Here is a 26453-nt window from a genome sequence, read left to right on the forward strand (position 1 = left end):
ATGAACATCGTTTTTTCTTTAGATCAAATTCAGGAAGTAGCAGAGAAAATTATAGCATCAAATCCCAAAAAGATCATTCTTTTTAATGGAGAAATGGGTGTTGGGAAAACTACTTTAATCAAACAATTATGTAAAAGTCTGGGAGTTGAAGATGCAACAAGCAGTCCAACTTTTTCGTTAGTAAATGAATACTATACATTTAACAATCAGATCGTTTATCATTTTGATTTTTACCGATTGAATAAAGAAACTGAAGCGCTTGATATGGGAGTTGATGATTATTTATATTCCGGAAATTGGTGTTTTATTGAATGGTCTGAAAAAATTGAAAATCTTATTCCTGAGGAACATTCTGTTGTTACAATTGAGTTATTAGCAGATGGAAAAAGAGAGTTGAAATTAGTTTAGAAAATTTCGTAGAGATTCAAAAAAACAGCACAGAGAACCACAAAGGAATTCTTAAAAACTTTGTGAACCTTCGTAAATATTTAGCGAATCTTAGTGAAAGAACTTAATAAAAATGTAAATGAATACCCAAGTAGAAATAATTCCATTCTCTCCTGCTTTAAAGGAATACATCAAAACCTTAAATAAAGAATGGCTTCAAAAATATTTCAGAGTAGAAGAAAAAGACGAAATAGTACTTTCGAATCCACAAGAAGAAATCATCGATAAAGGCGGAATGATTTTTTATGCTAAATATAATGAGGAGATTCTTGGAACTGTATCATTAATGAAAGTCGACGAAACTACTTTCGAATTAAGCAAAATGGCAGTTTCGGACAAAGCACAAGGTCTTGGAATTGGGAATCAACTGTTAGTTCATTGTTTGGCTGTAGCCGAAGAAAATAACATCAAAAAGCTTTTTTTATATTCAAACCGGATCCTACTTCCCGCCATTCATTTATATGAAAAGTTTGGCTTTTCAGAAGTTTCACTAGGTAATGTGAGTTATGAACGAGCCGACATTAAAATGGAAAAAATTATGACGTAATTTCATCACATACTATTAGCAGATTTTTTACATTGATTTAAAACTTTTTACGTAATTTGTACTCTTAATTTTCGAATAACCCCATGTCAATAACATTAACTCCATTTACGAAACAACAATTGTTGCCACAAGAAGAAAAACTTGAAGTTGGCCGATTCAAAAGAGAACTTTTTATAGGAATTCCTAAAGAAACAAGTTACCAGGAACGTCGTATTTGCCTGACTCCAGATGCTGTAAATTCATTGACTTATGAAGGTCACAGAGTTATGATCGAGTCCGGAGCCGGAGAAAGTTCCAGTTATTCTGACAAAGAATACTCAGATGCAGGAGCTGAAGTTACAAAAGACACCAAAAAAGTTTTTGGATGTCCGATGCTGCTAAAAGTAGAACCTCCTACTATTGCTGAAATCAAAATGATCAATCCTGAAACGATTATTATTTCGGCAATTCAGTTAAAAACTAAAAAGAAAGAATATTTCGAGGCTTTAGCACAAAAAAAAATTACCGCACTTGCTTTTGAATATATTAAGGACGAAGACGGATCTTATCCTGCTGTAAAATCATTAAGTGAAATTGCCGGAACAGCTTCTATACTTATTGCTGCCGAATTAATGATTACGGATGAATTTGGGAAAGGACTTTTATTTGGAAACATTACTGGCGTTCCTCCTACCGAAGTTGTTATTTTAGGCGCTGGAACCGTGGGTGAATTTGCTGCTAAAACCGCCATTGGTTTAGGTGCAAATGTGAAAGTTTTTGACAACTCGATTACCAAATTACGACGTTTACAGAATAATTTAAACCAAAGAATATTTACTTCAACAGTTCAGCAAAAAGCGTTACTAAAAGCTTTAAGACGTTGCGATGTTGCTATTGGTGCGATGCGCGGCAAAGAACGTTGTCCTATTATAGTGACAGAAACTATGGTGGAACACATGAAAAAAGGCGCTGTAATTGTTGATGTTAGTATTGATACTGGAGGATGTTTTGAAACATCAGAAGTTACAACGCACGAAAAACCAACTTTTATAAAAAGTAACGTTTTACACTATTGTGTTCCAAATATTCCGTCAAGATATTCTAAAACTGCCTCATTATCAATTAGTAACATTCTCACTCCATACTTACTTCAAATTGCTGAAGATGGTGGATTAGAAAGTGCTATAAGATGTAATAAAGGTTTAAAAAACGGAATTTACTTATACCACGGAATCCTAACAAACAAAGCTATTGGCGAATGGTTCGATTTACCGGATAACGACATTAATTTACTTTTATTTTAAGAGAACTTTAATGTACCTTTGCAAAAAAATTACTTCATGAAGTTCGTACACCGTTTTGCCTATTATTTGATTGGTTTAGTTATGGGATGCTTTTTTGTAGCCCTTGTTTTTAGTGGAAAAGATACTCGTTGCAATTATTTCCCGAATGCCAGAGTATTAAATAGTTTACGCACAAAACCTTTTCAATATTCTGAAAAAGCAATTAAGACTTTAAATGAAAAATGGGTAGATACATCTGACGTTAGAAAAACATTAACTTTTGGAGATGTTGATTTTGACCAAAGTAATATTCCATTCCAAAAAGGAAAACTATACATAATCGAAGGAAAAACAGCTAATAATCAAGAAATTATTCTTAGAGTAATCAACTACGAAAATAAAGCTATTTTAGACGATATTGTAAAAAAAGATAAATAAAAAAAATCCAGTTAATATATATTAACTGGATTTTTTTTTATTGTTTTATGATACTCTTTACGTCAATTTTATTTTCTGAATCTATTGTTTTAAGATAGTAAATTCCGTTACTCAAATCCTTGATTGAAAACTGATATTGATTACTTTCAAATGAATTCTTTAATATTAATTTCCCCATACTGTCATATAGAAATATTGTGTGATTTCCAGTATCCAATAAACTAATATTTATAAAATCTGATGTTGGATTAGGATATACAGTAGTTTTAGATACTCTATCAAATGTTGCTACATCCAAAGTATTACATTTTTCGGAAAACTTTAAATCTAAAAAAGCCAATCTATTCGTTAACCATGTAGAGATATAATCTAATTCACTTTCATTAGCGCTATATTCCGGCCATGCAATATTTTCTCTTTCATAAACACCGTTTTGCTTTAGTAAGTTATAATTACCAGAAAGCATATTCATTAAATTAGAATGTGTAATTATAGAATTTCTTAACTCATTCCATCTCAAATTTAATTTTTCACGAAAACCATCCGCAGAACAATCATTAAGAAGACGATTATACATTCCATTAGATAATAAATCATCTGTAATATTTTCACGTTGACCATTCCAGATTGTTCCAAAAGTTCCATCTAAATCCCATGGCACATAAAAATAAGGCTCATTTGCAGCATATTTTGCTATGTATAAATTTTTACCAGTATTATCTAACGCTCTAAGTAAATTTAAAAATACAAAATAATCTACAGCATTATTAATCTCAAATTTACCTTTATAAGTATCAATAAAATTACTTTGTGAATCATTAATTACAAAATCGGTTAAATCATATAGATTTTTCCAATCTGTTACTTCGCTTGGATATTTGTATTCAAAACCACCCCATAATAAATTATCATTACTATAAGAAGATAAAAAACTAAATGTTGTACTTCCTCCCCAACTATCACCTTTATATAATTCACCTCTAATATTGCCATTATGCTTTTTTAATTTTAATAATTTTCTATTTACTTTTTCACCTACACAGTATATACCTCTATATTCACCATTTAGAAATAATTCTGCGTATTTCATCTCAACTCCGCTAACTGTTTGAGGCTCAGAATTGATGTAGTATGGTTTGTGGATCAATTTCCACAAATCATTATTAGTTTTACTATGAAACCTCAGAGATTCATTATACATTGCCTGTAGATTCCATCCATCGTCAGAGTGCATTCCCAATAAGCTTACATCTTGTGTTTCATTACCTTGTTCATCTTTCCAAAATTTAATTTCGAATGGTTTTTTAGGTAAAAATTGTGAAGAAGCTCCTCTATATTGTATACCAATATTAGAAACTATAGAATTTTGATTACTTTCGATTAATTTAAAACGACCTAATATATTAGGTTCATCAACAATTACATTATCTGTAGAAATAGTAATAAGAGGCAATTCTGTAAAATAAAGTAAAAATTTAGTCCCATTTACTGAATTTATTACTTTGTATGGAATACCAATTTTTATTATACTTACTGGAGTTTCAAAATTGTAATCAACATCAAAGGTTAAAGAAGTTTTTTCACCTACCCAAGTCGTATTAATATAAGTAACATCTAAATTTGATACAATTAATCCCTTATTAATATCAATATTAAATTGATTTGAAGGAATGGTAATAATTTCGCTTGCATAGGAAAAATAAAAAAAGTTAAGAAAGAAGAATAGAAGTAATTTTTGTGGCATTTATTTAAAATTTAAAAAATGCAAAAATAGGATAAATACTAAGAAAATAAATTAATTAATTTGATAATCTTTATATTCGTCATATATCTATATATCAATACATTACCATTCAATTTCTTTCGTCCCTTTCGATTTCAGAAAAGCATTTGTTTGGCTAAAATGTTTATTCCCAAACCAAAACCCTCTATTTGCACTTAAAGGAGAAGGATGTCCGGATTTTAAAATATAGTGTTTTGAAGCGTCAATCAATGCAGCTTTCTTTTGGGCAAAACCTCCCCATAATAAAAAAACAACATTTTCACTTTCAGCAGAAATTTGCTTAATAACAGCATCTGTAAATTTTTCCCAGCCTTTTCCCTGATGACTTCCGGCTTCGGATTGTCTAACTGTTAATGTAGCATTTAGTAGAAAAACGCCCTGATCTGCCCAACGTTCTAAATTACCGGTTTTAGGAATTGGCTTATTTAAATCGGTTTCAATTTCTTTGAAAATATTTTGAAGTGATGGAGGAAATGGTATTCCGTCATTTACAGAAAAACACAATCCATTTGCCTGATTTGGTCCATGATAAGGATCCTGACCAATGATTACCACTTTTACCTGATCAAAATGACAATGATCAAAAGCAGAGAAAATCTGAGTTCCTTTTGGATAACAAACCTTAGTGGTATATTCAGATTTTACAAATTCAATTAATTCGTTGAAATAGGGTTTTTCAAATTCCTCATTCAAAACTGGTTTCCACGAATCATGCATTTTAACGTCCATACTTTTTTAATGCTAATTTCCGAAATATTTTATTTAAATCATATTTACCAATCATAAATTTAGATAGAAACTTTGTAGAATTGAATACTAATGTTTTCGTACTTTTGTGTACTTTGTTAAAGAAAATAAATGATATCTATTACCGAAAAAACATTACAAGATTTACAATTCCCAACAGTTCTCGAAACCATTTCGGCAGGCTGTAACACAGATATAGGAAAAGAAAAAGCTTTAAATATAACTCCTTTCAGAGATAAAGAGACTTTGATGCAGGCTTTGATGCAAACATCAGAATATGTTTCGTCTTTTGAAAACAATAACGCCATTCCCAATCACGGGTTTGATGCGATCACGCACGAAATCAAATTTCTGGCAATCGAAGATAGTTTCCTTGAAGTGGGCAGTTTTAGAAAAATTGCCACACTTTCATCAACGGCTAATGTATTGCTAACTTTCCTCAAAAAGTTTGATGATTATTATCCAAATCTAAATGCGAGAGCTTCCAGAGTTGAATATACTAAAGACATTGTTTCTTTAATTGATGCCATTGTTGACAAATACGGTGAAATTAAAGACAACGCCTCGCCTGCTTTATTGAGCATTCGCCAGAATATGAATATTGTTCGTGGCAAAGTTAATCAAAGTTTTGGCGTTGCGCTTACTCAATACAATAGTCTTGGATATCTTGATGACATTAAAGAAAGCTTTGTTCAAAACCGCAGAGTTTTAGCTGTTCTGGCAATGTATCGTCGTAAAGTAAAAGGATCAATTTTAGGAAGTTCTAAAACCGGAAGCATTGCTTACATTGAACCCGAAACTACTTTACAATATTCAAGAGAACTAGCGAATCTGGAATACGAAGAGAAAGAAGAAATTACTAGAATTTTAAAGCAATTATCAAATCAGATTCGTCCATTTTTACCAATATTAATTGAGTATCAGGAATTTTTAAGTGATATTGATGTTGTCTCAGGAAAAGCAAAATATGCGAATAGAATCAACGGAATCCTGCCAACAATTACCGAAGCAAGAAGATTGTTTTTTAGAGAAGCTTATCATCCAATTTTGTATTTGAATAACAAACAAAAAAACGAGATTACACATCCACAAACTATTGAATTAAAACAAGATAACCGAATCATTGTTATTTCCGGTCCAAATGCCGGAGGAAAAACAATTTCGCTTAAAACAGTTGGTTTATTGCAATTGATGTTACAATCCGGAATGTTGATTCCTGTTCATGAGCGAAGTGAAACATTTTTATTCGACAGGATTTTAACAGATATTGGAGATAATCAATCTATTGAAAATCATTTAAGTACTTATAGTTACCGATTAAAAAACATGAATTATTTCTTAAAAAAATGCAACAAGAAAACCATGTTTTTAATTGATGAATTTGGTACAGGTTCTGATCCTGAATTGGGTGGCGCTTTGGCGGAGATTTTCTTAGAGGAATTCTACCATCGCGAAGCTTTCGGAATTATTACAACACATTATTCTAATTTGAAAATTCTGGCGAACGAATTGCCTTTTGCCACAAATGCGAATATGATGTTTGATGAGAAATCATTGGAACCAATGTATAAACTGGCTCTGGGTCAGGCAGGAAGTTCGTTTACTTTTGAAGTTGCATTGAAAAACGGAATTCCGTTTGGATTAATCAATCGTGCCAAAAAGAAAATTGAAGTGGGCAAAGTTCGTTTTGATAAAACCATTGCAACACTTCAGAAAGAACGTTCCAAACTTGAAAAAACTTCTATCAATTTAAAAGAAGAAGAAACCCGGGCACGTGAAGAAGGGAAAAAGATGGAAAACATCAATGTAAAAATCAAACAAAAACTGGAAAGCTATCAGGAATTATATGACAGTAACCAAAAGACGATTTACATTGGTCAAAAAATTGAAGACATTTCTGAAAAATATTTCAACAATAAAAACAAAAAGGAACTTATTGGAGAATTTTTGAAAATCATAGAAATCGAAAATTCAAAACGCAAAAAAGCAACTCCCAAAGAAGCGAAAGCGATTATAGAAAAGAAAAAAGAAGTTATAGCTGAAGTTTCAGTGCAAGTTGAAGAAATAAGAAAAGAGAAAAAAGAAAAGAAACTCAAACCTGTTATCGAAAAACCAAAGGCAATATTAAAAGTTGGTGACAGAGTAAGAATGTTAGAAGGAAGATCTGTTGGAAGTATCGATTCGATAGAAAAAAATAAGGCAACTGTAAATTATGGAATCTTTACTTCAAAAGTAAGTTTAGATGAATTGGAATTGGTTGAAGCTGCTAAAAAATAGTTTTTCAGTTTTGGTCGCAGTTTTCAGTATCTAAAAAATGTAAAAACTGAATAGAAATTAAAATAAAGCGATTTAAACAAAGATCTTGAAAAAGATAATTGCCAAGATGGGGAATTTCTAAAAATGGCTTAAAAATAAATTATGAAAGCTGTTTTTGATTTATAAAATTTATTAATTTTTTATTTTTGATAGATAAAAATAATAATTGAAATAAACATACTTCGCAAAGCTTTGTAAAAGTTTTAAACTTTTACAAAGCTAAAAAACTTGAAACCTGAAATTTGAAATTTTTCTCAAATGCAAGATCTTCCAAAAAACAAAAAAATAATCCTCTTCGACGGTGTTTGCAATTTATGCAACGGCGCAGTTCAGTTTATTATTAAACATGATAAAAAAGATATTTTTCGTTTTGTAGCTTTGCAATCAGAATTAGGAATTGAAATTTGTAATTATATTGGAGTTGATAAAACTAAAATAGATAGCATTATTTTATATAATCCCGGAGTTGCTTATTATTATAAATCATCGGCAGTTCTTGAAATTGGAGCAGATTTGGGAGGAATTTATAATCTTGCTTTAGTTTTTAAATTTTTTCCGGAAAAGTTTCGAAATTACATTTATGATTATATTGCTAAAAACCGTTACAAATGGTATGGCAAAAAAGAAAGCTGTATGATTCCTACTCCTGAATTGAAGGCAAAGTTTTTGTAATTGTTGTTCTGAAAATAGCCCACTGATTTTACGGGTTAAACGGATTTACGCAGATATTTTATTTTAATTTTTTCATTCGCAATATTGTCATTTCGAGGAACGAGAAATCAAGCACGAAACTCCGTATAAAAAGTCACCAATCTTTGTCGAGCTACTTGTGAAGATTTCTCGTTCCTCGAAATGACAAAAATGACGTTGATAATAACAACAAAAAAAATCCCAAATTCAAATCTTTCACAATTTGGAATATGGGATTTTAAAAATTGAAATTTATTAGAAATTTATCTAATTAACTTTCTGTATTTCAAACGTTTTGGAGTTAAATCACCACCTAAACGTTTCTTTTTATTTTCTTCGTATTCAGAGAAACCTCCTTCGAAATAGTATACTTCAGAATCTCCTTCAAATGCAAGAATGTGCGTACAGATTCTGTCTAAGAACCATCTGTCGTGCGAAATAATTACAGCACAACCTGCAAAATTTTCTAACCCTTCTTCAAGTGCACGAAGTGTATTTACATCTAAATCATTCGTTGGCTCATCCAGCAAAAGTACGTTTCCTTCTTCTTTCAATGTCATTGCTAAGTGCAAACGGTTACGTTCCCCACCAGACAACATGGAAACTTTTTTATTTTGCTCGCCTCCACCAAAGTTGAAACGTGATAAATAAGCTCTTGAATTAACTTGCTTTCCGCCCATCATAACAAGTTCCTGACCATCGGCAAAATTTTCCCAGATAGATTTATTTGGATCAATGTTAGAGTGAGACTGATCTACATAAGCGATTTTTACCGTTTCACCAACAGAAAATTCTCCACTATCTGTTTTTTCTTCTCCCATAATCATTTTGAAAATGGTAGATTTACCCGCACCATTTGGTCCGATAATTCCAACAATTCCAGCTTGTGGTAAAGTAAAATTCAAATTATCATATAATAATTTATCTCCAAAAGCTTTGGCAACATTTTTTGCTTCAATAACATTTGTACCTAAACGTGGACCATTTGGAATGTAGATTTCCAAGTTTTCGTCCAATTGTTTTTGGTCTTCATTCAATAATTTATCGTAATTCTGTAAACGCGCTTTTTGTTTCGTCTGACGACCTTTGGCTCCTTGACGAACCCAGTCCAACTCGCGTTCTAAAGTTTTTCTACGTTTAGAGGCTACTTTTTCTTCTTGTGCCATACGGGTTGATTTTTGGTCTAACCAAGAAGAATAATTTCCTTTCCACGGAATACCTTCTCCTCTATCTAACTCTAAAATCCAACCAGCTACATTATCAAGGAAATATCTATCGTGCGTTACTGCAATTACAGTTCCTGCATATTGTGCTAAGTGTTGCTCTAACCATAGAACAGACTCAGCATCAAGGTGGTTGGTAGGCTCATCCAGAAGCAATACGTCAGGTTGTTGCAATAACAAACGACATAAAGCTACACGACGGCGCTCACCTCCTGAAAGGTTTTTAATTGGCGTATCACCTTCCGGAGTACGCAACGCATCCATTGCAATTTCTAATTTTGTATCGATTTCCCAAGCGCCAAGAGCATCAATTTTGTCTTGTAAAGCTGCCTGACGATCCATCAATTTATCCATTTTATCCTGATCTTCGTAATTTTCAGGAAGACCAAATAAGTCATTTATTTGATTGTATTCTTCTAAAACTGCCATAGTTTCAGCAGCTCCTTCACGAACAATTTCGATTACAGTTTTAGAATCATCAAGAATTGGTTCTTGTTCTAAATAACCTACCGTATATCCAGGTTGAAAAACAACATCTCCCTGATAATTTTTATCAACTCCTGCAATAATTTTTAATAAAGAAGATTTTCCGGAACCGTTAAGTCCAAGAATACCAATTTTAGCACCATAAAAGAAGCTCAAGTAAATATTTTTAAGTACTGGCTTGTCTGCTCCCGGATAGGTTTTGCTCAATTTCTGCATTGAGAAAATTACTTTCTTATCGTCTGACATTTTTTATATTTTATATTTATTATTCTTATTTTTTTATTGAAATTGAGTTTGATATTGAATTTTGATATTTCTTTAAACTCTTCCTTTCAAAGCATTAAAAACCCAGGCATTAGCAAAAAAACCAACCCCTACTGCTACAAATCCCCAGCCTGAAACATCTCTGTATCTAAAAGCGCCAAGACCTATAAGTAACAATCCCATAAGTACCATTATAAAAGTTGCCCATCCTAAAACGGTATTTTTATTCATTCCCATAATTGTGCAATTATTATTTTTAAGTAGTAATTTTTTTAGAGATGCAAATATCGTGAATTTTCACGGCTTAATTAAATATTTTGTACAGCATTTCTTTTAATAAATCAGACTGTGGTAAAGCATTAGCTCCCACTCCTTTACTTTTAAGATCAACATCGCGTAAGGCTCCAACGATCTGACTCACTTTTCGCATTGGGTAATTTTTTATCGCTAAATCGTATTCCTTTAAAAAATAAGGATTTACACCAATAACAGCCGCCACATTTTTAGGATTTTTATCTTTAAGTCCGTGATATTTTAAAAGCTGAATAAAAAATCCAAACACTAATCCGGTTGTCATTACTAATGGATATTCCTTAGGATTATGAGCAAAGTTTTCTGCTATCTTGTATGCTTTAAGCTGATTGCGTTCACCAATCGCTTTTCGAAGTTCGAATACATTATAATCCTTACTAAAACCAATATTTTCCTCGATATGTTGTGGCGTAATTACGGTTCCTTGCGGTAAAATAATTTGTAATTTTTCTAGTTCATTATTGATTTTACTCAAATCTGTTCCTAAAAATTCCACCAACATCGCATTCGCTTTTGGATCAATTGTATATTTTTTCCCTGCCAGAACACGTTTTATCCAATCACCAACCTGATTTTCGTAAAGCTTTTTACTTTCATAAACGACTCCTTTTTGTGCGAGTAATTTGGTTACTTTTTTACGTTTGTCGAGCGTTTTGTATTTATAACAAATAACAAGAACCGTAGTTTCCATTGGATTATTAACATAGGATTCTAACTTATCGATTGTTCTTGATAAATCCTGCGCTTCTTTTACAATAACCACTTGACGATCAGACATCATAGGATAACGCTTTGCCGTTGAGACTATATCTTCTACAGATACATCTCTGCCATATAATACAGTTTGATTGAATCCTTTTTCTTCTTCTGAAAGTACATTTTTCTCAATATATTCAGATAATTTATCAATATAATAAGGTTCTTCGCCCATTAAAAAATAAATTGGTTTTATATTTCCTGCCTTTATATCATTAACAATTTTTACAACTTCATCCATTAATTTTAGTTTTCAGTGTTCAGTATCAGTGGTCAGTCTTCATTATAAAAAAATAATTATCTAATTTTCAAATTGACTAATTTTCAAATTATATTTGCCATATGTTAAAACTCAATTTTCCGCCTTATACTTTCCGATTCAAAAATAGCGAAAATAAAGTGTCTATTTTTGATGAAATCAGGAAAAAATTCATCATTCTTACTCCGGAGGAATGGGTTCGACAGCATGTGGTTCATTACTTGATTGATGAAAAAAAATATCCTAAATCTTTAATCAATGTTGAAAAAGTTTTAACAGTCAATGGATTACGAAAAAGATACGATGTTGTAGTCTTTAATCCTGATGGTTCTATACATATATTAGTAGAATGTAAAGCACCCAGCGTGAAAATTTCGCAAGCAACTTTCGATCAAATTGCCCGTTATAATATGACAATGAAGGCACGGTTTTTGAATGTGACGAACGGTCTGAATCATTTTTATTGTCAGATGGATTTCGAAAACGAAAAATATGAGTTTTTGAGAAATTTGCCAGATTATAACGAATAAAATAATATTAAATCAAATTACTTTTGGATAAAATAGCTGTTGTCATTTTAAATTGGAATGGAGTAAAATTGTTAGAACAATTTTTACCCTCTATAGTTCAGTTTTCAGAAGGAGCTCAAATATATGTTGCAGATAATGCATCAACAGATGATTCTATCGATTTTATAAGGCAAAATTTTCCCACAATTAAAATCATTATAAATAATGGAAATCATGGCTTTGCAAAAGGCTATAATGATGCTTTACAACATATTAATGCTGAAATTTATGCATTAGTAAATTCAGATATCGAAGTAACAGAAAACTGGCTGAATCCCATTATTGAAACTTTTGATAATGAAAAACAAACCGCAATAATCCAGCCTAAAATTCTCGATTTTAAAAATAAGGAGTACTTTGAATATGCAGGTGCTGCCGGAGGATTTATTGATAAATTTGGTTTCCCTTTTTGCCGTGGACGTATTTTTGATACTATCGAAAAAGATAATGGCCAATACAATGATAATTGTAAATTATTCTGGGCATCCGGAGCATGCTTTTTTATAAGAAGTGAAGTATATAATGAACTGAAAGGATTTGACGAATCTTTTTTTGCACATCAGGAAGAAATTGACTTATGCTGGCGCGCTGCAAATGAAGGACATGTCATTAAATACAACTCTGCATCAACAGTTTATCATGTTGGAGGGGCGACTTTACAGCAAGGAAACCCTAAGAAAACATATCTTAATTTCAGGAATTCATTACTGATGCTTGTCAAGAATCTTCCGAGAAAAAGGATGTTTTTTGTCATTTTCTTTAGAATGATTTTGGACGGAATCGCCGGTATCCGTTTTCTGACTCAGGGAAAATTCAAGCATAGTTTTGCAATTTTACATGCTCACTTTTCATTTTATTGTATATCTTTAAGATACTTAAGACAACGAAAAGATTTTCAGATACAGCAATACTATACCGTAAAAAGTATCGTTTACTTGTATTACATAAAGAAATTGCTTGTTTTTAAAGAAATCTTTAACAGTAATCAAAATATTAAGAACTAAATTTGTAATCAACGTTTAATTAAATAAATACCCTATGAGAAAAATAGTAATCGCACTATCAGTATTAATGGCCTTAACTTCGTGTGTATCGAAAAAGGAATACGCAGCTTTAGAAGCTAAGAATAAAGAAATCCAAGATTTATTAAACTCTTGCACAGTAAAACTAAACTCTTGTTTAGAGGAAAAAGCAGGATTAGCAGCTACAGCTGAAAGTTATAAAGCACATAATCAAGACTTAATAAGCTCATCTAAAGATTTAACTGTATTAACAACTAAAGGAGCTGAAAACCTTGAAAAATCTTTAGAAAGTTTAAAAGAAAAAGATTTAAAAATATCCAGACTTCAAGATGCATTAACTAAAAAAGATAGCGTAACATTAGCGTTAGTTACTAGTTTAAAAGGTGCTGTTGGAATTAACGATCCGGATATCGAAATCAACGTAGAAAAAGGTGTTGTATTTATATCTATTGCTGACAAATTATTATTTAAAAGCGGTAGCTATGACGTAACTGATGCTGCAAAAGGTGTTTTAGCTAAAGTTGCAAAAGTAGTAAACGACAAACCTGATTTTGAATGTATGGTTGAAGGTCACACAGATAACGTTCCTTATAAAAGTAATGGTGTTTTGTTAGACAACTGGGATTTAAGTGTTAAACGTTCTACATCTATTGTACGTGTTTTAACAAATGACCTTGGTGTTAACCCTGCAAAATTAATTGCTGCTGGTAGAAGTTCATACATACCATTAGTTGCTAATGATACTCCAGAGAACAAAGCTCGTAACAGAAGAACTCGTATTGTTGTTATGCCTAAAATCGATCAATTCTATGATATGATTGAAAAAGAAATGAAAAAACAAGCGAAATAATCTTAGTTTGTACATACTTTATTAAACAGAAAAAGCAGGTCAATTGACCTGCTTTTATGTATTCCTAATTTTTTTAATAACCAATTAAATATAAATCAAGAATAGCATTATCTTTAAATTAACTAACTAAATTTTAACTAGTACTAAAGTTAATTATTTATTTTAAATAATTATGCAATTTCAGTTTTTTTTTTACAAATACTCCATAATGTGTTTTTACATGGTAGTTAAAAATAAGATAATATTTTATTTAATCCCATAATTAAGAGGCAACATATCACCTACTTTCTTTTCTGAAATTTTGCCTGAAAAAAGAATGCTTTCTATATTTGAATTGTTTCCGTACTTATAAATGTAAAAACTATCGGTCTGAAACGTAATTTTTGATTCTTCAGTTCTATTAAATGCTATATTATAAGAAGCTACAATATCGTTTAGATTTTCATTTTTGATTTCCCCTTTTGGCTGCGTTAATATTTCTACTTTTACAAAATCTTCTTCCTCAATAATCTTGAATCTTTTGAGAGGATCTACACTATTATCGTCATTAAGTAAAATAAACTTTTTTATTCCCCAATCCTTTTTCGCAAAATTCCTGAAAAATTGAATTTGTGATCCCTGATAAGTTTTTTCACGACGTTCTAAAACTTCGGCCGAATTATTGATGTCCTCAAAGCGGCTGACTCCTCCGTAAAAGTTCTTAATAACATCTTTAGAGTTAATGCTTTGTTTATTAAAGGCAACTTCAAAAACAACCAATTCAAAATCAATTTTATATCCCAATGCTGCATTAATAATCGTTAATGGTTTATCAGAATAAGCGCTAAAAACAAATTTTTCCTTATCAAATTTAAATCGAAGATCACTTTCATTTTGGATTATCGTTCCCTTAGCATTATTTGTCTTTCCTAAAAAATATTCTCTAAATAATTTAAGTTTTTGAGCTCTGGTAAATAATTCATTTATATTAATAACAACCTCTTTAAGTTCATTTTGTGAAACTGTCATTGCAATATTCAAAGGCTTCGCAACATCTAAACCAGTTAAATATTCCGTTTGATATCCCATGAAACTTATTACCAAAATATTATTGGCATTGGGTTCATATTGGATAGTGAAATTTCCTTTTGAATCTGAAATGGTTGAGATTGTAGTTCCGTCAAAATAAATATTAACACCCTCTAAAGGAACATTTTCTTTATTGGAAATCTTTCCTTTAAGGATATTTTGAGAAAATATTGTAATTGTAATAAACAGGAACAAAACAAGATAAAGGTTTTTCATAAAATGCAAAATGGTTTGGTTAATTATAAGCTAATTAACCAAACCATTTTCAATTATCCTAGATAATTTATGATTTTAATCTTACAAAATATTCAAATCTCCTTTTCCTTCCCTGATAACAACCGGCTCATAATCTGATAAATCGATAATTGTAGAACCGACGTTATCTCCATATCCTCCGTCAATTACAAGATCGACAATATTTTGCCATTTTTCAAAAATTAATTCCGGATCTGTGGTGTACTCAATTACATCATCTTCATCACGAATAGAAGTTGAAACAATAGGATTCCCTAATTTTCTAACTATTTCTAATGCTATATTATTATCGGGAACACGAATACCAACAGTTGTTTTCTTTTTAAACTCTTTTGGCAAATTATTATTACCCGGCAAAATAAAAGTATAAGGACCTGGTAATGCTCTTTTTAAAATCTTGAAAGTCGCCGTATCAATCTGACGTACATAATCTGATAAATTACTTAAATCATGACAGATAAACGAAAAATTTGCTTTTTCAAGTTTAACTCCTTTTATTTTAGCAATTTTTTCTAAAGCGCGTGAATTTGTAATATCGCAACCCAAACCATAAACGGTATCAGTTGGATAAATTACTAAACCTCCGTTTTGAAGCACTTTTACCACTTTGGCAATTGCAGCTTCATTAGGTTTATCGGGATATATTTTTATGAACTCGGCCATTTTTTAGAATAAAGATGTTAGATTATAGAATAAAGAATACTCTTTATTCCTTTTTATTTTTTTTTAAAGTAAAAACAACATTCCAATTGAAAATATATTGAATCTTAAACTAAAAAGATACTTATTCTCTTGAAAAATCATGAAAATTATGAAGGTAGAAAATCAAATCTGGTGATAAAAAATTGACTTTTTAAAAATCTGTTTTCTATCATCTTTTTTCTATATTCTTCTCTTACCCTACCACATCTAATTTAGCAAATCTTAGCAACAATTTCTTGATACCGCCAACTTCAAACTTAATCTCAGCTTTTTTATCAGCACCAACACCTTCCATATTAACCACTTCGCCTTTTCCAAAGCGTTCGTGCATCACAATATTTCCAATAGTCAGCTTACTATCAAATAAATTAGGCGCAGCGTTATTAGGATTTACACCTCCAACCGGTTTTAATTTGCGAACATTCAAATCTGATTTTGGTTCACTTTCTGTAATATATTTTGGTGGAGTTGAACCAATCGGTTTTGCTAAACGCAATTTCGATTTATCAACATCGCCAAAAATATCTCCATCAATTTGAGATTTATAACGGTAATTACTTTCGGCAGGAGTCAAATATTCTAAATATTGCCCGTCAATTTCTTCAATAAAACGTGAAGGTTCACTATCCGTCAATTTCCCCCAGCGGTAACGAGATTGCGCATAAGTCAAATACGCCTGATGCTCTGCACGAGTTAAAGCTACGTAAAATAAACGACGTTCTTCCTCTAATTCACTTCTGGTACTCATACTCATCGCACTCGGAAACAAATCTTCTTCCATTCCCACCACAAAAACATGAGGAAATTCAAGCCCTTTTGCCAGGTGAATTGTCATCAAAGCCACGCGATCTTCATCAGATGTGTCTTTATCTAAATCAGTTGCAAGTGCTACATCCTCCATAAATTCAGATAATGCTCCTCTTGCTCCGTCAATTTCTTTTTGTCCTTCAGTAAAATCTTTTAAACCGTTTAACAGTTCCTCGATATTCTGGATTTTTGCCATTCCTTCCGGAGTAGCATCTTTTTTGAGCTCCTGAACTAAACCTGTTTTCTTGGCAACATAATCAGTAATATAAAAAGCATCCTGATTTTGATCGATCACCTGAAAACTCTGAATCATCGTAACAAAATCATTTATTTTATTCTTCGTTCCTGTGTTTAATTTCAGGTCGATTTTATCAATATTTACCATCACTTCCCAAATCGAACGTTTGTAGTGATTGGCAGCAATTGTAAGTTTTTCAACCGTTGTATCCCCAATTCCACGAGCCGGATAATTGATAACCCGAACAAGAGCTTCTTCGTCTTTCGGGTTAATGACCAAACGCAAATAACACAAAACATCCTTAATTTCCTTACGTTGGTAAAATGATAAACCACCATAAATTCGGTACGGAATATCACGTTTTCTTAAAGCGTCCTCCATTGCACGTGATTGCGCATTTGTACGATACAAGATCGCAAATGAACCATTATGCATCTGATTCATCATTTTTTGCTCAAAAATAGTACTCGCTACAAAACGTCCTTCTTCAGCATCCGTTAAGCTACGGTGTATTTTTATTTTGGCTCCAAAATCATTTGCAGTCCAAACAATTTTATCAAGTTTAACTTTATTATGATCAATAATTGTATTTGCTGCTTCAACAATATTTCTGGTCGAACGGTAATTTTGCTCCAGTCGAAACATTTTTACACCTTCATAATCCTTCTGGAAATTCAAAATATTATTGATATTTGCACCACGGAACGCATAGATACTCTGCGCATCATCACCAACGACACAAATATTCTGAAATTTATCTGATAAAGCCCTAACAATCAAATACTGAGAGTGATTTGTATCCTGGTACTCATCAACTAATATATAACGAAAACGGTTTTGATATTTAGATAAAACCTCAGGAAAACGCGTCAGTAATTCATTGGTTTTCAACAATAAATCATCAAAATCCATTGCTCCGGCTTTGAAACAACGTTCTACATATTGCTGATAAATTTCTCCCAAACGAGGTCTTTTCGCCATTGCATCAGCTTCAACCAATTCAGGATTATTAAAATAAGCTTTAACGGTAATTAAACTATTTTTATAAGATGAAATCCTTCCTAAAATTTGTTTAGGTTTATAAACATCACGATCCAGCTGCATCTCCTTAATAATAGATGAAATTAGCCTTGCAGAATCCTGTGAATCATAAATGGTAAAATTAGATGGATACCCCAAATGATCTGATTCTGCACGAAGAATACGGGCAAAAATCGAGTGAAAAGTTCCCATCCACAGATTTTTAGCCTCACTTGCTCCTACAATATCCGAAATCCTGTGCTTCATTTCACGAGCTGCCTTGTTTGTAAAAGTCAGCGACAAAATGCTGAACGCATCAACACCCTGAGCCATTAAATAAGCAATTCTAATCGTTAACACACGAGTTTTTCCAGAACCTGCACCAGCAATAATAATCATTGGCCCGTCTTTTTGTAAAACGGGTTCTCGTTGTGCTTCATTGAGCTGGTCAATATATTTTTGCATGAAATTTTTCTCCATAATTAATGCAAAAATAAGAATTATTGATTGAAATAGCTACTACCTTTTTAAGGTATTAAGTTTCTGAGGTTCTAAGATTCTAAGTTTTTTTTGAAGTAGAACAATTGGCTTTTTTTCTAAGTTTATAAAGGGCTAAGCAACTCAGATTCTTCTTTTTTTGAAGCAGAAACAATTGTAATTTTAAGAAACATAGTTCCCGCTTTCGGCTTTATCTCTCCGTTTCTCTACGAGGATATCGCCTCTATCGGGGCTAAAAAGAAACAATTGGCTTTACTTGAGTTTTTTTTGAAAGAAAAATACTTCATTTTGTTATTTAATTCTATATTTACAATTAATAAAATCAAATGAAAATACTATTCACAGATAACGCCGAAAAAACTTATTTTGATATTACCAATAAATATTCTCAAACTAAAGCTGATTCGTTTGCTAAAAAAACAATTATAATTTTAAATTTAATTCAGGAAAATAATCACATAGGTTCAAGACATGAAAAAACTTCCTATAGAAAATTTTTGATATCAAATCATGTCTATTTATTTTACAAAATTGAAATACAAGTAATTTATTTTATTTTGGGACAACAAAAGAAAACCTTTAGATCTAAATGTTATACTTAGCTCTTAGTTTCTCTTTAAATTCCGAGAAATCAATTGTTCTTCCTGCTTTTATATCATCTTCACTTTTTTGAAATTCCTGAATTAATAGTTCTTCAGGAAACAATAAAGTCGTTATTAACTTCACTTCTTGATGAGTGAAATTTTTTAACTTCAATTTTCTGTAGTAGGTTGCATGCTTTAAGCCTAATTTTTGCATAAAAAACTCAGCCTTATAATAAGACTTATTTATTAATTCAGGTAAGCTATCAATGTATTTTTCGTAATTCTCAACTACTTCTATCATTTTGTGATACTTTTTATTGCATTATATAATACAAAGATAGTTTAATTTTGATAATAGAAATTGATAAGTAAGAAGAATTTTATAAAAAAACTTAGCAACTCAGAATCTTAGAGTCTAAGCTCCTTAATTCTTAAAAAACACATCATAAGCAAACCGAATCAAAGTACCAATTACCACAACCAAAAAGAAAACCCTAATAAATCCATTTCCTTTATTGATTGCCAGTTTTGCACCAATCCATCCGCCAAGTCCGTTGCTTATTGCCATCGGAATTGCAATTGACCAAATGATCTTTCCTTTTATCATAAACAGACAAATTGATCCAAAATTTGTTGCCAGATTAACCATTTTTGCATTCGCCGAAGCGTGCAAAAAATCAAAACCTAAAAGTGCAATAAAAGCCACTACAAAAAAACTCCCCGTTCCCGGACCAATAAATCCGTCGTAAAAGCCAACGATTATACTAATTACAACAGCGTAAATAATTTGTGTTGTAGCCGAATGATCTTTCGCAACATGTTGTCCAAAATTTTTCTTTGCATACGTATATATAAACAATAACGATAAAACTACAAGCAAAAGCGGTTTCATAAAATCATTACTCACCATTGTCAATAAAGTCGATCCTAAAAATGCAGATGGAACAGCAAGACACATCATGATCAAAAGTAACTTCCACTGAATCACCACTTTTTTCAAATATTGGAAAGCAGCAAACGCAGTTCCTGTAAAAGCAGGGATTTTTAAGGATCCTACAACTGTAGAAACAGGCAAATTAGGCAACAAGATTAATCCCATTGGAGTTTGAATTAATCCACCACCGCCAACAATTGCATCAATAAATCCTGCAGCAAAAGCAGCCAGGCAAAGTAAAACGATGATATATGTTTCCATTATGATTGTATTTCAGACAGTTTTAAAAGATGTGCACAAAAGTAGCCTTACATTTTCTTTATTACAATAAAATTTAAAGTGGATTTCTCAGCAAAAAGTATATTTTTGTTGAAAAATTGAACCAAATGGATTTTACAAGAATTATAGAATTAGCCAGTTATACTTTACCAGCCATTGTTACCGGATTTGTGGCTTACAGTTTTTTTGAATTGCATATAAAAAACAACGATAAAAAACGTAATTTTTTATTAAACAAAGAAGCTCATAAAGAATCTTTACCAATACGTTTACAGGCTTACGAGCGTATGACTTTATATTTAGAGCGTATTAATTTGACAAAATTACTTATTAGAATTGTGCCAATTTCACACGAAAAACACGATTATGAAAATTTTGTAATTGACCAGATCGAGCAAGAATTCGAACACAATCTAACGCAGCAAATTTATATGTCTGATGAATGTTGGACAATAATCACAACGGCAAAAAACTCAACGATACAAATGATCCGCAAAGCCGCCATGAGCGATCGTGTTGACAGCGCAGATAAATTAAGAGAGAAAATTTTGAATGATTTATTAGAGAAACAATCTCCAAGTAATGCTGCTTTGGGATATATTAAAAATGAGGTTTCGGAATTGTGGTAGATTTTAATTTTAGAATTCAGATTTTAGATTTTAGATTGAGTAAAAGAATAATTTTTAAATTACATACGGCAATCTAAAATCTAAAATCTACTTATTATCACTCATAACTTCAGACTTATTCTGAGCATATTCGTAACCTTGTTCCCACCATTCTTTCATCACTTCTTTATTAAAAATAAGGGCATTATCTGTTAATCGTGTTGGAGTGTAATATAAGTTAAGTTTCACATCTTTACTGTTTGCCATAAGTTTTCCTATAGCAATATCATGTTTTTCAACCTGATCTAAAGCAATTCGGAACAAATCAATCATTAGTGAAAACGGATTTTTACCTATAACGGTTTTCGTCATATTCACTTCGGTTTCAAGAATAATTACGTCAATTTCTGTTGCGCCACGATTTATGGCTTCACGAATAGGAACTAAACTTGAAAATCCACCATCACCATATTCGCAATTGTCTTTCTCAACCAAACTCATAAACGGAACATAATTACTTGAAATCCAAGACCAATCACAAAACTCTTCATAAGTACAATCTTTAACAGATTTATACTCTGATTCATTTTTAGTGAAATTAGTAACCGTAACCACAACATCACTTTTGAGTTTTTTAAGATTATTAAAATCAGATATTGAAAAATTTGATTTGATGTATTTACGCAAACCTTTGCTTTCGCCAAATGTCCTTTTTCCTTTAAAAAACTGACGCAAAACATTAAAGTGATTAATTGTAACAATATCGATTCCATCTTTAACTTTAACCACAAACGGGCAAATATTAAAGATTCCGTTCATGGTAACATTGGTGTAAACGGAATGAATTTTTTTGATATGACCAAGTGCCAAATGCGGAATAAGTAAGCTTCCTGTAGAAGTTCCTAAAAACAAATCATATTCGTGATTTTTCTCTTCTATTAAATATTGCGCTACGCCACCGGCAAATGCGCCCTTACTTCCTCCACCAGAAATAACCAATGCTCTCATAAATATAATGTAGGTTTTGTATTTGGATTTTTTTTAGGGGAGAAAAAAGAGTCAAGAATCAAGAGAATAGACTAAAATCTATGTTTATTATTCTCTTGCTTCTATAATCTAGTCTCTATTCTCCAGCATCTACAATCTTGCCTCTAAAATCTTGCCTCTATTCTCTTGCTTCTCTAATCTTGCCTCTTTAATCTTGCCTCTAAAATCTTGCCTCTATTCTCTAACATCTAACTTTTCTCAGCCAGCAAACGATTCAATTGAAACTGTTCATCGGGGGTCAAATTAGGTAAAATTCTATTAAACGAAGCACGCAAATCAGAATTTTTTAATAAAAGTCGGATTGTATCTCTGCCATATTTTGAAAATTGCCACATATGATGTGTTGTAGAACCAACTAAATTACTGAGAACCTGATCGTTAATAATCTTAAAAGCAATTAATTTTTCAAGTGCATTTTGTCTCGTTGTCGCTTCATATTTGGTTGAAGAAAAATCAATTAATTCTGACACTAATATTTCCGGATTATCGCTATAGTTTGGAGTTGACAATGCTAAAGAAAGCCATAAAGTACGAAGATTAAAGTCATTGAAACCAATCCAATCTTTTGATTTATCAAGATATTCTGTACGGTGATCAGGAAAGTTTTTCCATAAATAGTACAAAGCAATTTCCTGTGTCTGATAGGAATTGTCATTTAATAACGTTTCATAACTTGTTCTAAAATCTTCCGGAATTTTAGACATCGAACCAGCAACAGCTTGTCGAACCTGAATCATATTAGTTTGTAACGCTATTTGCAAAAGTTGTTTCTTAGCTTCGTATTTTTCAGTCTCTAATTGATTTACAATCGCCTCTTTTACAGTTTCATAAACATTTGATTCCAAAGTCTTCTTTAAAAAATCTTCTTTTTCGGCAAAAGGGGTTTTCTTTAATTTATCAACTTCTAAACGAACCAGAATTGCTTTGTTTTTACTCAATAAAGCGTTTGCTGTTGGCGTATCAAAAGCGGTAGATTCCAACCATGTTTTCTGAAATTGAACCAAATCAAAATCAGATACTTTTTTAATTTCATCAAAAAAGTTTTGCGTATTCACGTTTTGATAAGCGTACTTTTTTAAATAACTTTTAATTGCCTTTTTGAATGCTTTATCGCCAATAGATTCATGCAAAACAAACAAAGCCCAGGCTCCTTTTTCGTAAAAAGTCAACGAACTTGCTTTGGCATTTAAAACCGGAATAGAATCAGTTCTGGAAGCAAATTTTATTTGTTGCGCCGTCTCGTATAATTTTGAATAGAAAAAATCATCACCATAAATTTCTCTTTCTGCCAAAGCCGCATAATATGTTGCAAAACCTTCCTGAAGCCAGTGATGCGTGCTGCTTTCGGCAGTAATTAAATCACCAAACCAGTGATGCGCTAATTCATGTGCATCAACATTTGTGTAATTTCGATCTGCAAAACCAGTTGAATCAACTACATAACGAGTTGCAAAAAGCGTAGTTGTGGTATTTTCCATTCCGGCATATAAAAAATCACGAACCGGAATTTCTCGATAAATTCCCCAAGGATACTTCACTCCTATTTCCTTTTCCAAAAAATCGAAAATGCGTTTTGAATATCTGTAAGTCGGTTCAAAACGATTGGCATCTTTATTTTCCAGATAGTATTCTAGCGGAATTTTAGATTTTGCCTTGAATTCTTTTTTATCATATTTCCCAATTGCCAGCATTAATAAATAGGAACTCATTGGTTTTTCCATTTGATATTGCCAATGAATTAAATTTCCGTCTGGATTCTTTTCCTTTAAAATTCCGTTAGAAACTACCTGATAATCTTTATCATAAGTAATTCCGAGATTAAAAATCACCTTTTCATTTACATCATCAAAACTCGGAAACCAATTACTCGTATATCTGCCTTGTCCTTGCGTCCAGATTTGAACTTCAGAATTTTCAATGGCAACAAAATATAATGCCTGTTTCGGTTTAACCAAATATTCAAAAGTCAAATGATTTTGCCCTTTCTGGAAATTACCAATGATTTTTAATTCCTTGCCCGTATTAATATAAATCGCCTCTTTATTATAAATTTGAACATGAGTAAATTCCATGTTTTTGGCATCGATTTTTATAGTATCAACGGGTTTTAAAACCTCAAATTGATAATGGACAATTCCGGAGACTGATTTTTCGGTTGCATTTAATTTCAATTGTCCGTTAACTGATTTAAAATCGATAAACTGGGTTTGTTGTGCAAAAGCAAAACTGGAGATAAATAAAAAAATGTATTTCATTAAAAATTAGAGTTTCATAGAATCCGTTTCCCACGAACTTGGGTTGGTTTTTATATAATTGTAAATTGTCTCAAATCTTTTGTAATTACGAACAATATGATCGTGATAATTGGATTGCCAAATCGAAACCGATCCGTTGATTTGTCTGGTTGTCACCGATTTGAATAAAGCAACAAATGACGAAATAGAATTAGGTTTTCGGGATAATGTTGATTCCAATTGTTTTTGATTGTGTTCACGATTTTGATTGAAATTTTGCCCAAAATTTTCATCAAAATTATTCTCCTGGCGATTCCGTAGAGGCGCACAGCAGTGCGTCTCGCCAAAGATTGGCAAATTAGATATTTCATTATTTGTGGCGACATTCGTTGTCGATATGCTGGACGGAGACGCACTGCTGTGCGCCTCTACGATATGCGTGTGTGCAATTTTTGTGTTGATATTTTTTGTGCCGTCAATTTTTGCGTTGATGATTATTGTATTGATGATTTTTGTATTGATGATTTTCGTATCGTCAATTTTCGTGTCGATAATTTTTGTGTCGATGATTTGCGTTTCTAATCGCGGTTGCTGAATCTCAATTAATAAATGAATATGATTTGGCATCACAATCCAATTATGGAAAAACCAATTTTTACGAATTTTAATCGATTTCAATAATTCATTTTCTACAATTTGACCATTCTCGTTTAAAATCATTTTATCATTTATAATAGATCTAAAAATACATTCTCGATTTTTAGTAACCATTGTAATAAAATAAACAGCTTCACCGGAATAATCCCAGTTTTTCAATCTTTTAGAATCAATTTTAAATTTATCTTTAAATAATGTCATTTTTCGGCGTGTAAGAAATCCAAAGTTACAAAGGTTTCACCAACAAATCGAATCAAATTTGTAAGTTTACCAGAGAAAATTATAACAACGTGTCGACACCCAAAAAAGCATTATTTAACTGGAGCAGCGGAAAAGATTCTGCTTTGGCATTATATAAAACACTGCAAAATACTGATTTTAAAATCGAATATTTATTAACGAGTGTAAATCAACAATTCCAACGTATTTCGATGCATGGCGTTCGTGTTGAATTACTTGAAGCACAGGCAAAAAGTATTGGTTTACCATTAAAAATCATGCAGGTTCCTGAAATGCCAACAATGGAAGTCTACGAAAATGTAATGACTGAGACTTTGACCGAATTAAAAAATCAAGGCATTGGATATTCTATTTTCGGTGATATTTTTCTGGAAGATCTACGCAAATATCGCGAAGATCAATTGGCTAAAATAGGTTTTGAAGGTATTTTTCCGCTTTGGAAGATTCCGACAATTGATTTAATTCAGGAATTTATTTCGTTAGGTTTTAAAACAATTGTAGTTTGTGTTAATGAACGTTATCTCGATAAAAGTTTTGTTGGCAGAATCATAGATCAGGATTTTATCAATGATTTACCTGAAAACGTCGATGTTTGCGGAGAAAATGGCGAATTTCATACTTTTACTTTTGACGGACCAATTTTCTCTGAACCAATAAATTTTGAAATTGGCGAAATCGTGTATCGAAAATATGAAAAACCCAAAAGACAGGATTCCTCAGATACGGCTTGCGATACAAATGCAAGTGACGCCTTTGATTTTGGATTTTGGTATTGTGATTTAATTTAAGAAAAAATGAAAAGATTTAATTTTAAGAAATTACCTGCGCTTATTTTATTAATTACTACTGCTTTCGTCTGTCATAGCTGTTTAGTGAGCAGATGTAAACGACCACAAATTGTGGGTTATATTTATGATTCAATTACGCGCCAACCCATTGTAAATTGCAAAGTTGGAGAAAATCTTACGGATATAAAAGGTTATTTTAAATTAAAGGAACAACGCTATTCGCAGTTTACATTTATTGGTTATGAAGCGCCTCCGTTACTAGTAAATGAAGAAATTTACAAAGAAGATTATCAAAAAAAGTCTATTCAGTTATTCAACCCTTTTGGTGGCGGAAACAGAAAAGGAACCATTCATAACGCCGACACCATTTTTCTGAAGAAAAAATTGATATCAACTGATTATAAATAATTTAATTTAGTGAGAAAAATATAATTAAAATCAATTAGAAAATTTATTAACTACTTAATTTTGCCACAGATTTCATGATTAAAAAGATTTCCAAATTATCCCATTTTCAATTATC

26 protein-coding genes are annotated in these 26453 nt (G+C 31.7%); 13 read left to right on the top strand and 13 right to left on the bottom strand.

Going from position 1 to position 26453, the window contains the following annotated elements; translation table 11 throughout:
- From tsaE to KHA90_RS06700, 4 genes are all read left to right on the top strand, one after another.
- Complete coding sequence (gene tsaE, locus KHA90_RS06685) at positions 1–408, top strand: tRNA (adenosine(37)-N6)-threonylcarbamoyltransferase complex ATPase subunit type 1 TsaE (protein ID WP_213296703.1); 408 nt, start codon at positions 1–3, stop codon at positions 406–408.
- A 118-nt stretch (positions 409–526) separates the two neighbouring features.
- Positions 527–994: a GNAT family N-acetyltransferase gene (locus KHA90_RS06690; RefSeq protein WP_213296705.1), complete on the top strand. Its 468-nt coding sequence runs from the start codon at positions 527–529 to the stop codon at positions 992–994.
- Positions 995–1077: 83 nt separating this feature from the next.
- Positions 1078–2277 carry an alanine dehydrogenase gene (locus KHA90_RS06695; RefSeq protein ID WP_213296707.1) on the top strand — a complete coding sequence of 400 codons (1200 nt, stop codon included), beginning with the start codon at positions 1078–1080 and terminating at the stop codon, positions 2275–2277.
- Positions 2278–2313: 36 nt separating this feature from the next.
- Positions 2314–2694, top strand: coding sequence for a DUF4258 domain-containing protein (locus tag KHA90_RS06700; protein ID WP_213296709.1), 381 nt, complete (start codon positions 2314–2316; stop codon positions 2692–2694).
- A gap of 37 nt (positions 2695–2731) precedes the next feature.
- Here KHA90_RS06700 and KHA90_RS06705 read toward each other — a convergent pair whose 3' ends face one another.
- Together KHA90_RS06705 and KHA90_RS06710 are read right to left on the bottom strand one after the other, a co-directional pair.
- Positions 2732–4438 (bottom strand): CotH kinase family protein, encoded by a 1707-nt coding sequence (locus KHA90_RS06705; protein WP_213296711.1) that lies wholly within the window; start codon positions 4436–4438, stop codon positions 2732–2734.
- Between the two features lie 102 nt (positions 4439–4540).
- Positions 4541–5206, bottom strand: a complete 666-nt coding sequence (locus KHA90_RS06710) for a uracil-DNA glycosylase (protein ID WP_213296713.1) — start codon at positions 5204–5206, stop codon at positions 4541–4543.
- Positions 5207–5335: 129 nt separating this feature from the next.
- On the opposite strand from KHA90_RS06710, the gene KHA90_RS06715 reads away from it, so the two are divergent.
- Together KHA90_RS06715 and KHA90_RS06720 are read left to right on the top strand one after the other, a co-directional pair.
- Positions 5336–7501 carry an endonuclease MutS2 gene (locus KHA90_RS06715; protein ID WP_213296715.1) on the top strand — a complete coding sequence of 722 codons (2166 nt, stop codon included), beginning with the start codon at positions 5336–5338 and terminating at the stop codon, positions 7499–7501.
- Positions 7502–7798: 297 nt separating this feature from the next.
- The gene (locus KHA90_RS06720; RefSeq protein WP_213296717.1) at positions 7799–8212 is read left to right on the top strand and encodes a thiol-disulfide oxidoreductase DCC family protein; all 414 of its coding nucleotides are present in this window, start codon (positions 7799–7801) and stop codon (positions 8210–8212) included.
- 281 nt (positions 8213–8493) lie between these two features.
- On the opposite strand, the gene ettA is transcribed toward KHA90_RS06720, so the two are convergent.
- From ettA to holA, 3 genes are all read right to left on the bottom strand, one after another.
- On the bottom strand, positions 8494–10185 hold the full coding sequence (gene ettA / locus KHA90_RS06725; protein WP_213296720.1) for an energy-dependent translational throttle protein EttA: 1692 nt from the start codon (positions 10183–10185) through the stop codon (positions 8494–8496).
- Between the two features lie 72 nt (positions 10186–10257).
- On the bottom strand, positions 10258–10440 hold the full coding sequence (locus KHA90_RS06730; RefSeq protein WP_035680915.1) for a CAL67264 family membrane protein: 183 nt from the start codon (positions 10438–10440) through the stop codon (positions 10258–10260).
- A 67-nt stretch (positions 10441–10507) separates the two neighbouring features.
- A complete protein-coding gene (gene holA / locus KHA90_RS06735) occupies positions 10508–11512 on the bottom strand; it encodes a DNA polymerase III subunit delta (RefSeq protein WP_213296722.1) in 1005 nt (334 codons plus the stop codon).
- A gap of 101 nt (positions 11513–11613) precedes the next feature.
- Between holA and KHA90_RS06740 the strand changes: the two genes are divergently transcribed.
- From KHA90_RS06740 to KHA90_RS06750, 3 genes are read left to right on the top strand one after another with little or no spacing between them, the layout of a single operon-like run.
- Positions 11614–12060, top strand: a complete 447-nt coding sequence (locus KHA90_RS06740) for a type I restriction enzyme HsdR N-terminal domain-containing protein (RefSeq protein ID WP_213296724.1) — start codon at positions 11614–11616, stop codon at positions 12058–12060.
- 23 nt (positions 12061–12083) lie between these two features.
- A complete protein-coding gene (locus KHA90_RS06745; RefSeq protein ID WP_213296726.1) occupies positions 12084–13103 on the top strand; it encodes a glycosyltransferase family 2 protein in 1020 nt (339 codons plus the stop codon).
- Positions 13104–13137: 34 nt separating this feature from the next.
- On the top strand, positions 13138–13971 hold the full coding sequence (locus tag KHA90_RS06750) for an OmpA/MotB family protein (RefSeq protein ID WP_213296728.1): 834 nt from the start codon (positions 13138–13140) through the stop codon (positions 13969–13971).
- Positions 13972–14217: 246 nt separating this feature from the next.
- Here KHA90_RS06750 and KHA90_RS06755 read toward each other — a convergent pair whose 3' ends face one another.
- The 3 genes from KHA90_RS06755 to KHA90_RS06765 all read right to left on the bottom strand — a co-directional run bounded on the left by KHA90_RS06755 (position 14218) and on the right by KHA90_RS06765 (position 18526).
- Positions 14218–15255 (bottom strand): carboxypeptidase-like regulatory domain-containing protein, encoded by a 1038-nt coding sequence (locus KHA90_RS06755; protein ID WP_213296730.1) that lies wholly within the window; start codon positions 15253–15255, stop codon positions 14218–14220.
- An 81-nt stretch (positions 15256–15336) separates the two neighbouring features.
- On the bottom strand, positions 15337–15957 hold the full coding sequence (locus tag KHA90_RS06760; protein ID WP_213296732.1) for an L-threonylcarbamoyladenylate synthase: 621 nt from the start codon (positions 15955–15957) through the stop codon (positions 15337–15339).
- 232 nt (positions 15958–16189) lie between these two features.
- Entirely contained in the window at positions 16190–18526 is a 2337-nt protein-coding gene (locus tag KHA90_RS06765; RefSeq protein WP_213296796.1) for an ATP-dependent helicase, read from the bottom strand.
- 359 nt (positions 18527–18885) lie between these two features.
- On the opposite strand from KHA90_RS06765, the gene KHA90_RS06770 reads away from it, so the two are divergent.
- Positions 18886–19161, top strand: coding sequence for a hypothetical protein (locus tag KHA90_RS06770; RefSeq protein WP_244860261.1), 276 nt, complete (start codon positions 18886–18888; stop codon positions 19159–19161).
- Here KHA90_RS06770 and KHA90_RS06775 read toward each other — a convergent pair.
- Entirely contained in the window at positions 19145–19444 is a 300-nt protein-coding gene (locus KHA90_RS06775) for a hypothetical protein (RefSeq protein WP_213296735.1), read from the bottom strand. The genes KHA90_RS06770 and KHA90_RS06775 overlap by 17 nt on opposite strands.
- 123 nt (positions 19445–19567) lie before the next feature.
- Positions 19568–20338: a sulfite exporter TauE/SafE family protein gene (locus KHA90_RS06780; RefSeq protein WP_213296738.1), complete on the bottom strand. Its 771-nt coding sequence runs from the start codon at positions 20336–20338 to the stop codon at positions 19568–19570.
- 125 nt (positions 20339–20463) lie between these two features.
- Here KHA90_RS06780 and KHA90_RS06785 point away from each other — a divergent pair, with 125 nt between their 5' ends.
- A complete protein-coding gene (locus KHA90_RS06785; RefSeq protein ID WP_213296740.1) occupies positions 20464–20985 on the top strand; it encodes a DUF7935 family protein in 522 nt (173 codons plus the stop codon).
- Positions 20986–21072: 87 nt separating this feature from the next.
- Here KHA90_RS06785 and KHA90_RS06790 read toward each other — a convergent pair whose 3' ends face one another.
- From KHA90_RS06790 to KHA90_RS06800, 3 genes are all read right to left on the bottom strand, one after another.
- The gene (locus KHA90_RS06790; protein ID WP_213296743.1) at positions 21073–21972 is read right to left on the bottom strand and encodes a patatin-like phospholipase family protein; all 900 of its coding nucleotides are present in this window, start codon (positions 21970–21972) and stop codon (positions 21073–21075) included.
- Between the two features lie 227 nt (positions 21973–22199).
- Entirely contained in the window at positions 22200–24266 is a 2067-nt protein-coding gene (locus KHA90_RS06795) for a M1 family metallopeptidase (protein ID WP_213296746.1), read from the bottom strand.
- Positions 24267–24272: 6 nt separating this feature from the next.
- A complete protein-coding gene (locus tag KHA90_RS06800) occupies positions 24273–25103 on the bottom strand; it encodes a transposase (RefSeq protein ID WP_213296748.1) in 831 nt (276 codons plus the stop codon).
- Between the two features lie 89 nt (positions 25104–25192).
- On the opposite strand from KHA90_RS06800, the gene KHA90_RS06805 reads away from it, so the two are divergent.
- Complete coding sequence (locus tag KHA90_RS06805) at positions 25193–25930, top strand: Dph6-related ATP pyrophosphatase (RefSeq protein ID WP_213296750.1); 738 nt, start codon at positions 25193–25195, stop codon at positions 25928–25930.
- A gap of 6 nt (positions 25931–25936) precedes the next feature.
- Complete coding sequence (locus tag KHA90_RS06810; protein WP_213296752.1) at positions 25937–26338, top strand: hypothetical protein; 402 nt, start codon at positions 25937–25939, stop codon at positions 26336–26338.
- Positions 26339–26453 lie beyond the last annotated feature (115 nt).

Source organism: Flavobacterium psychroterrae, from assembly GCF_018380615.1.
In the GTDB taxonomy this organism is placed as follows: Bacteria; Bacteroidota; Bacteroidia; order Flavobacteriales; family Flavobacteriaceae; genus Flavobacterium; species Flavobacterium psychroterrae.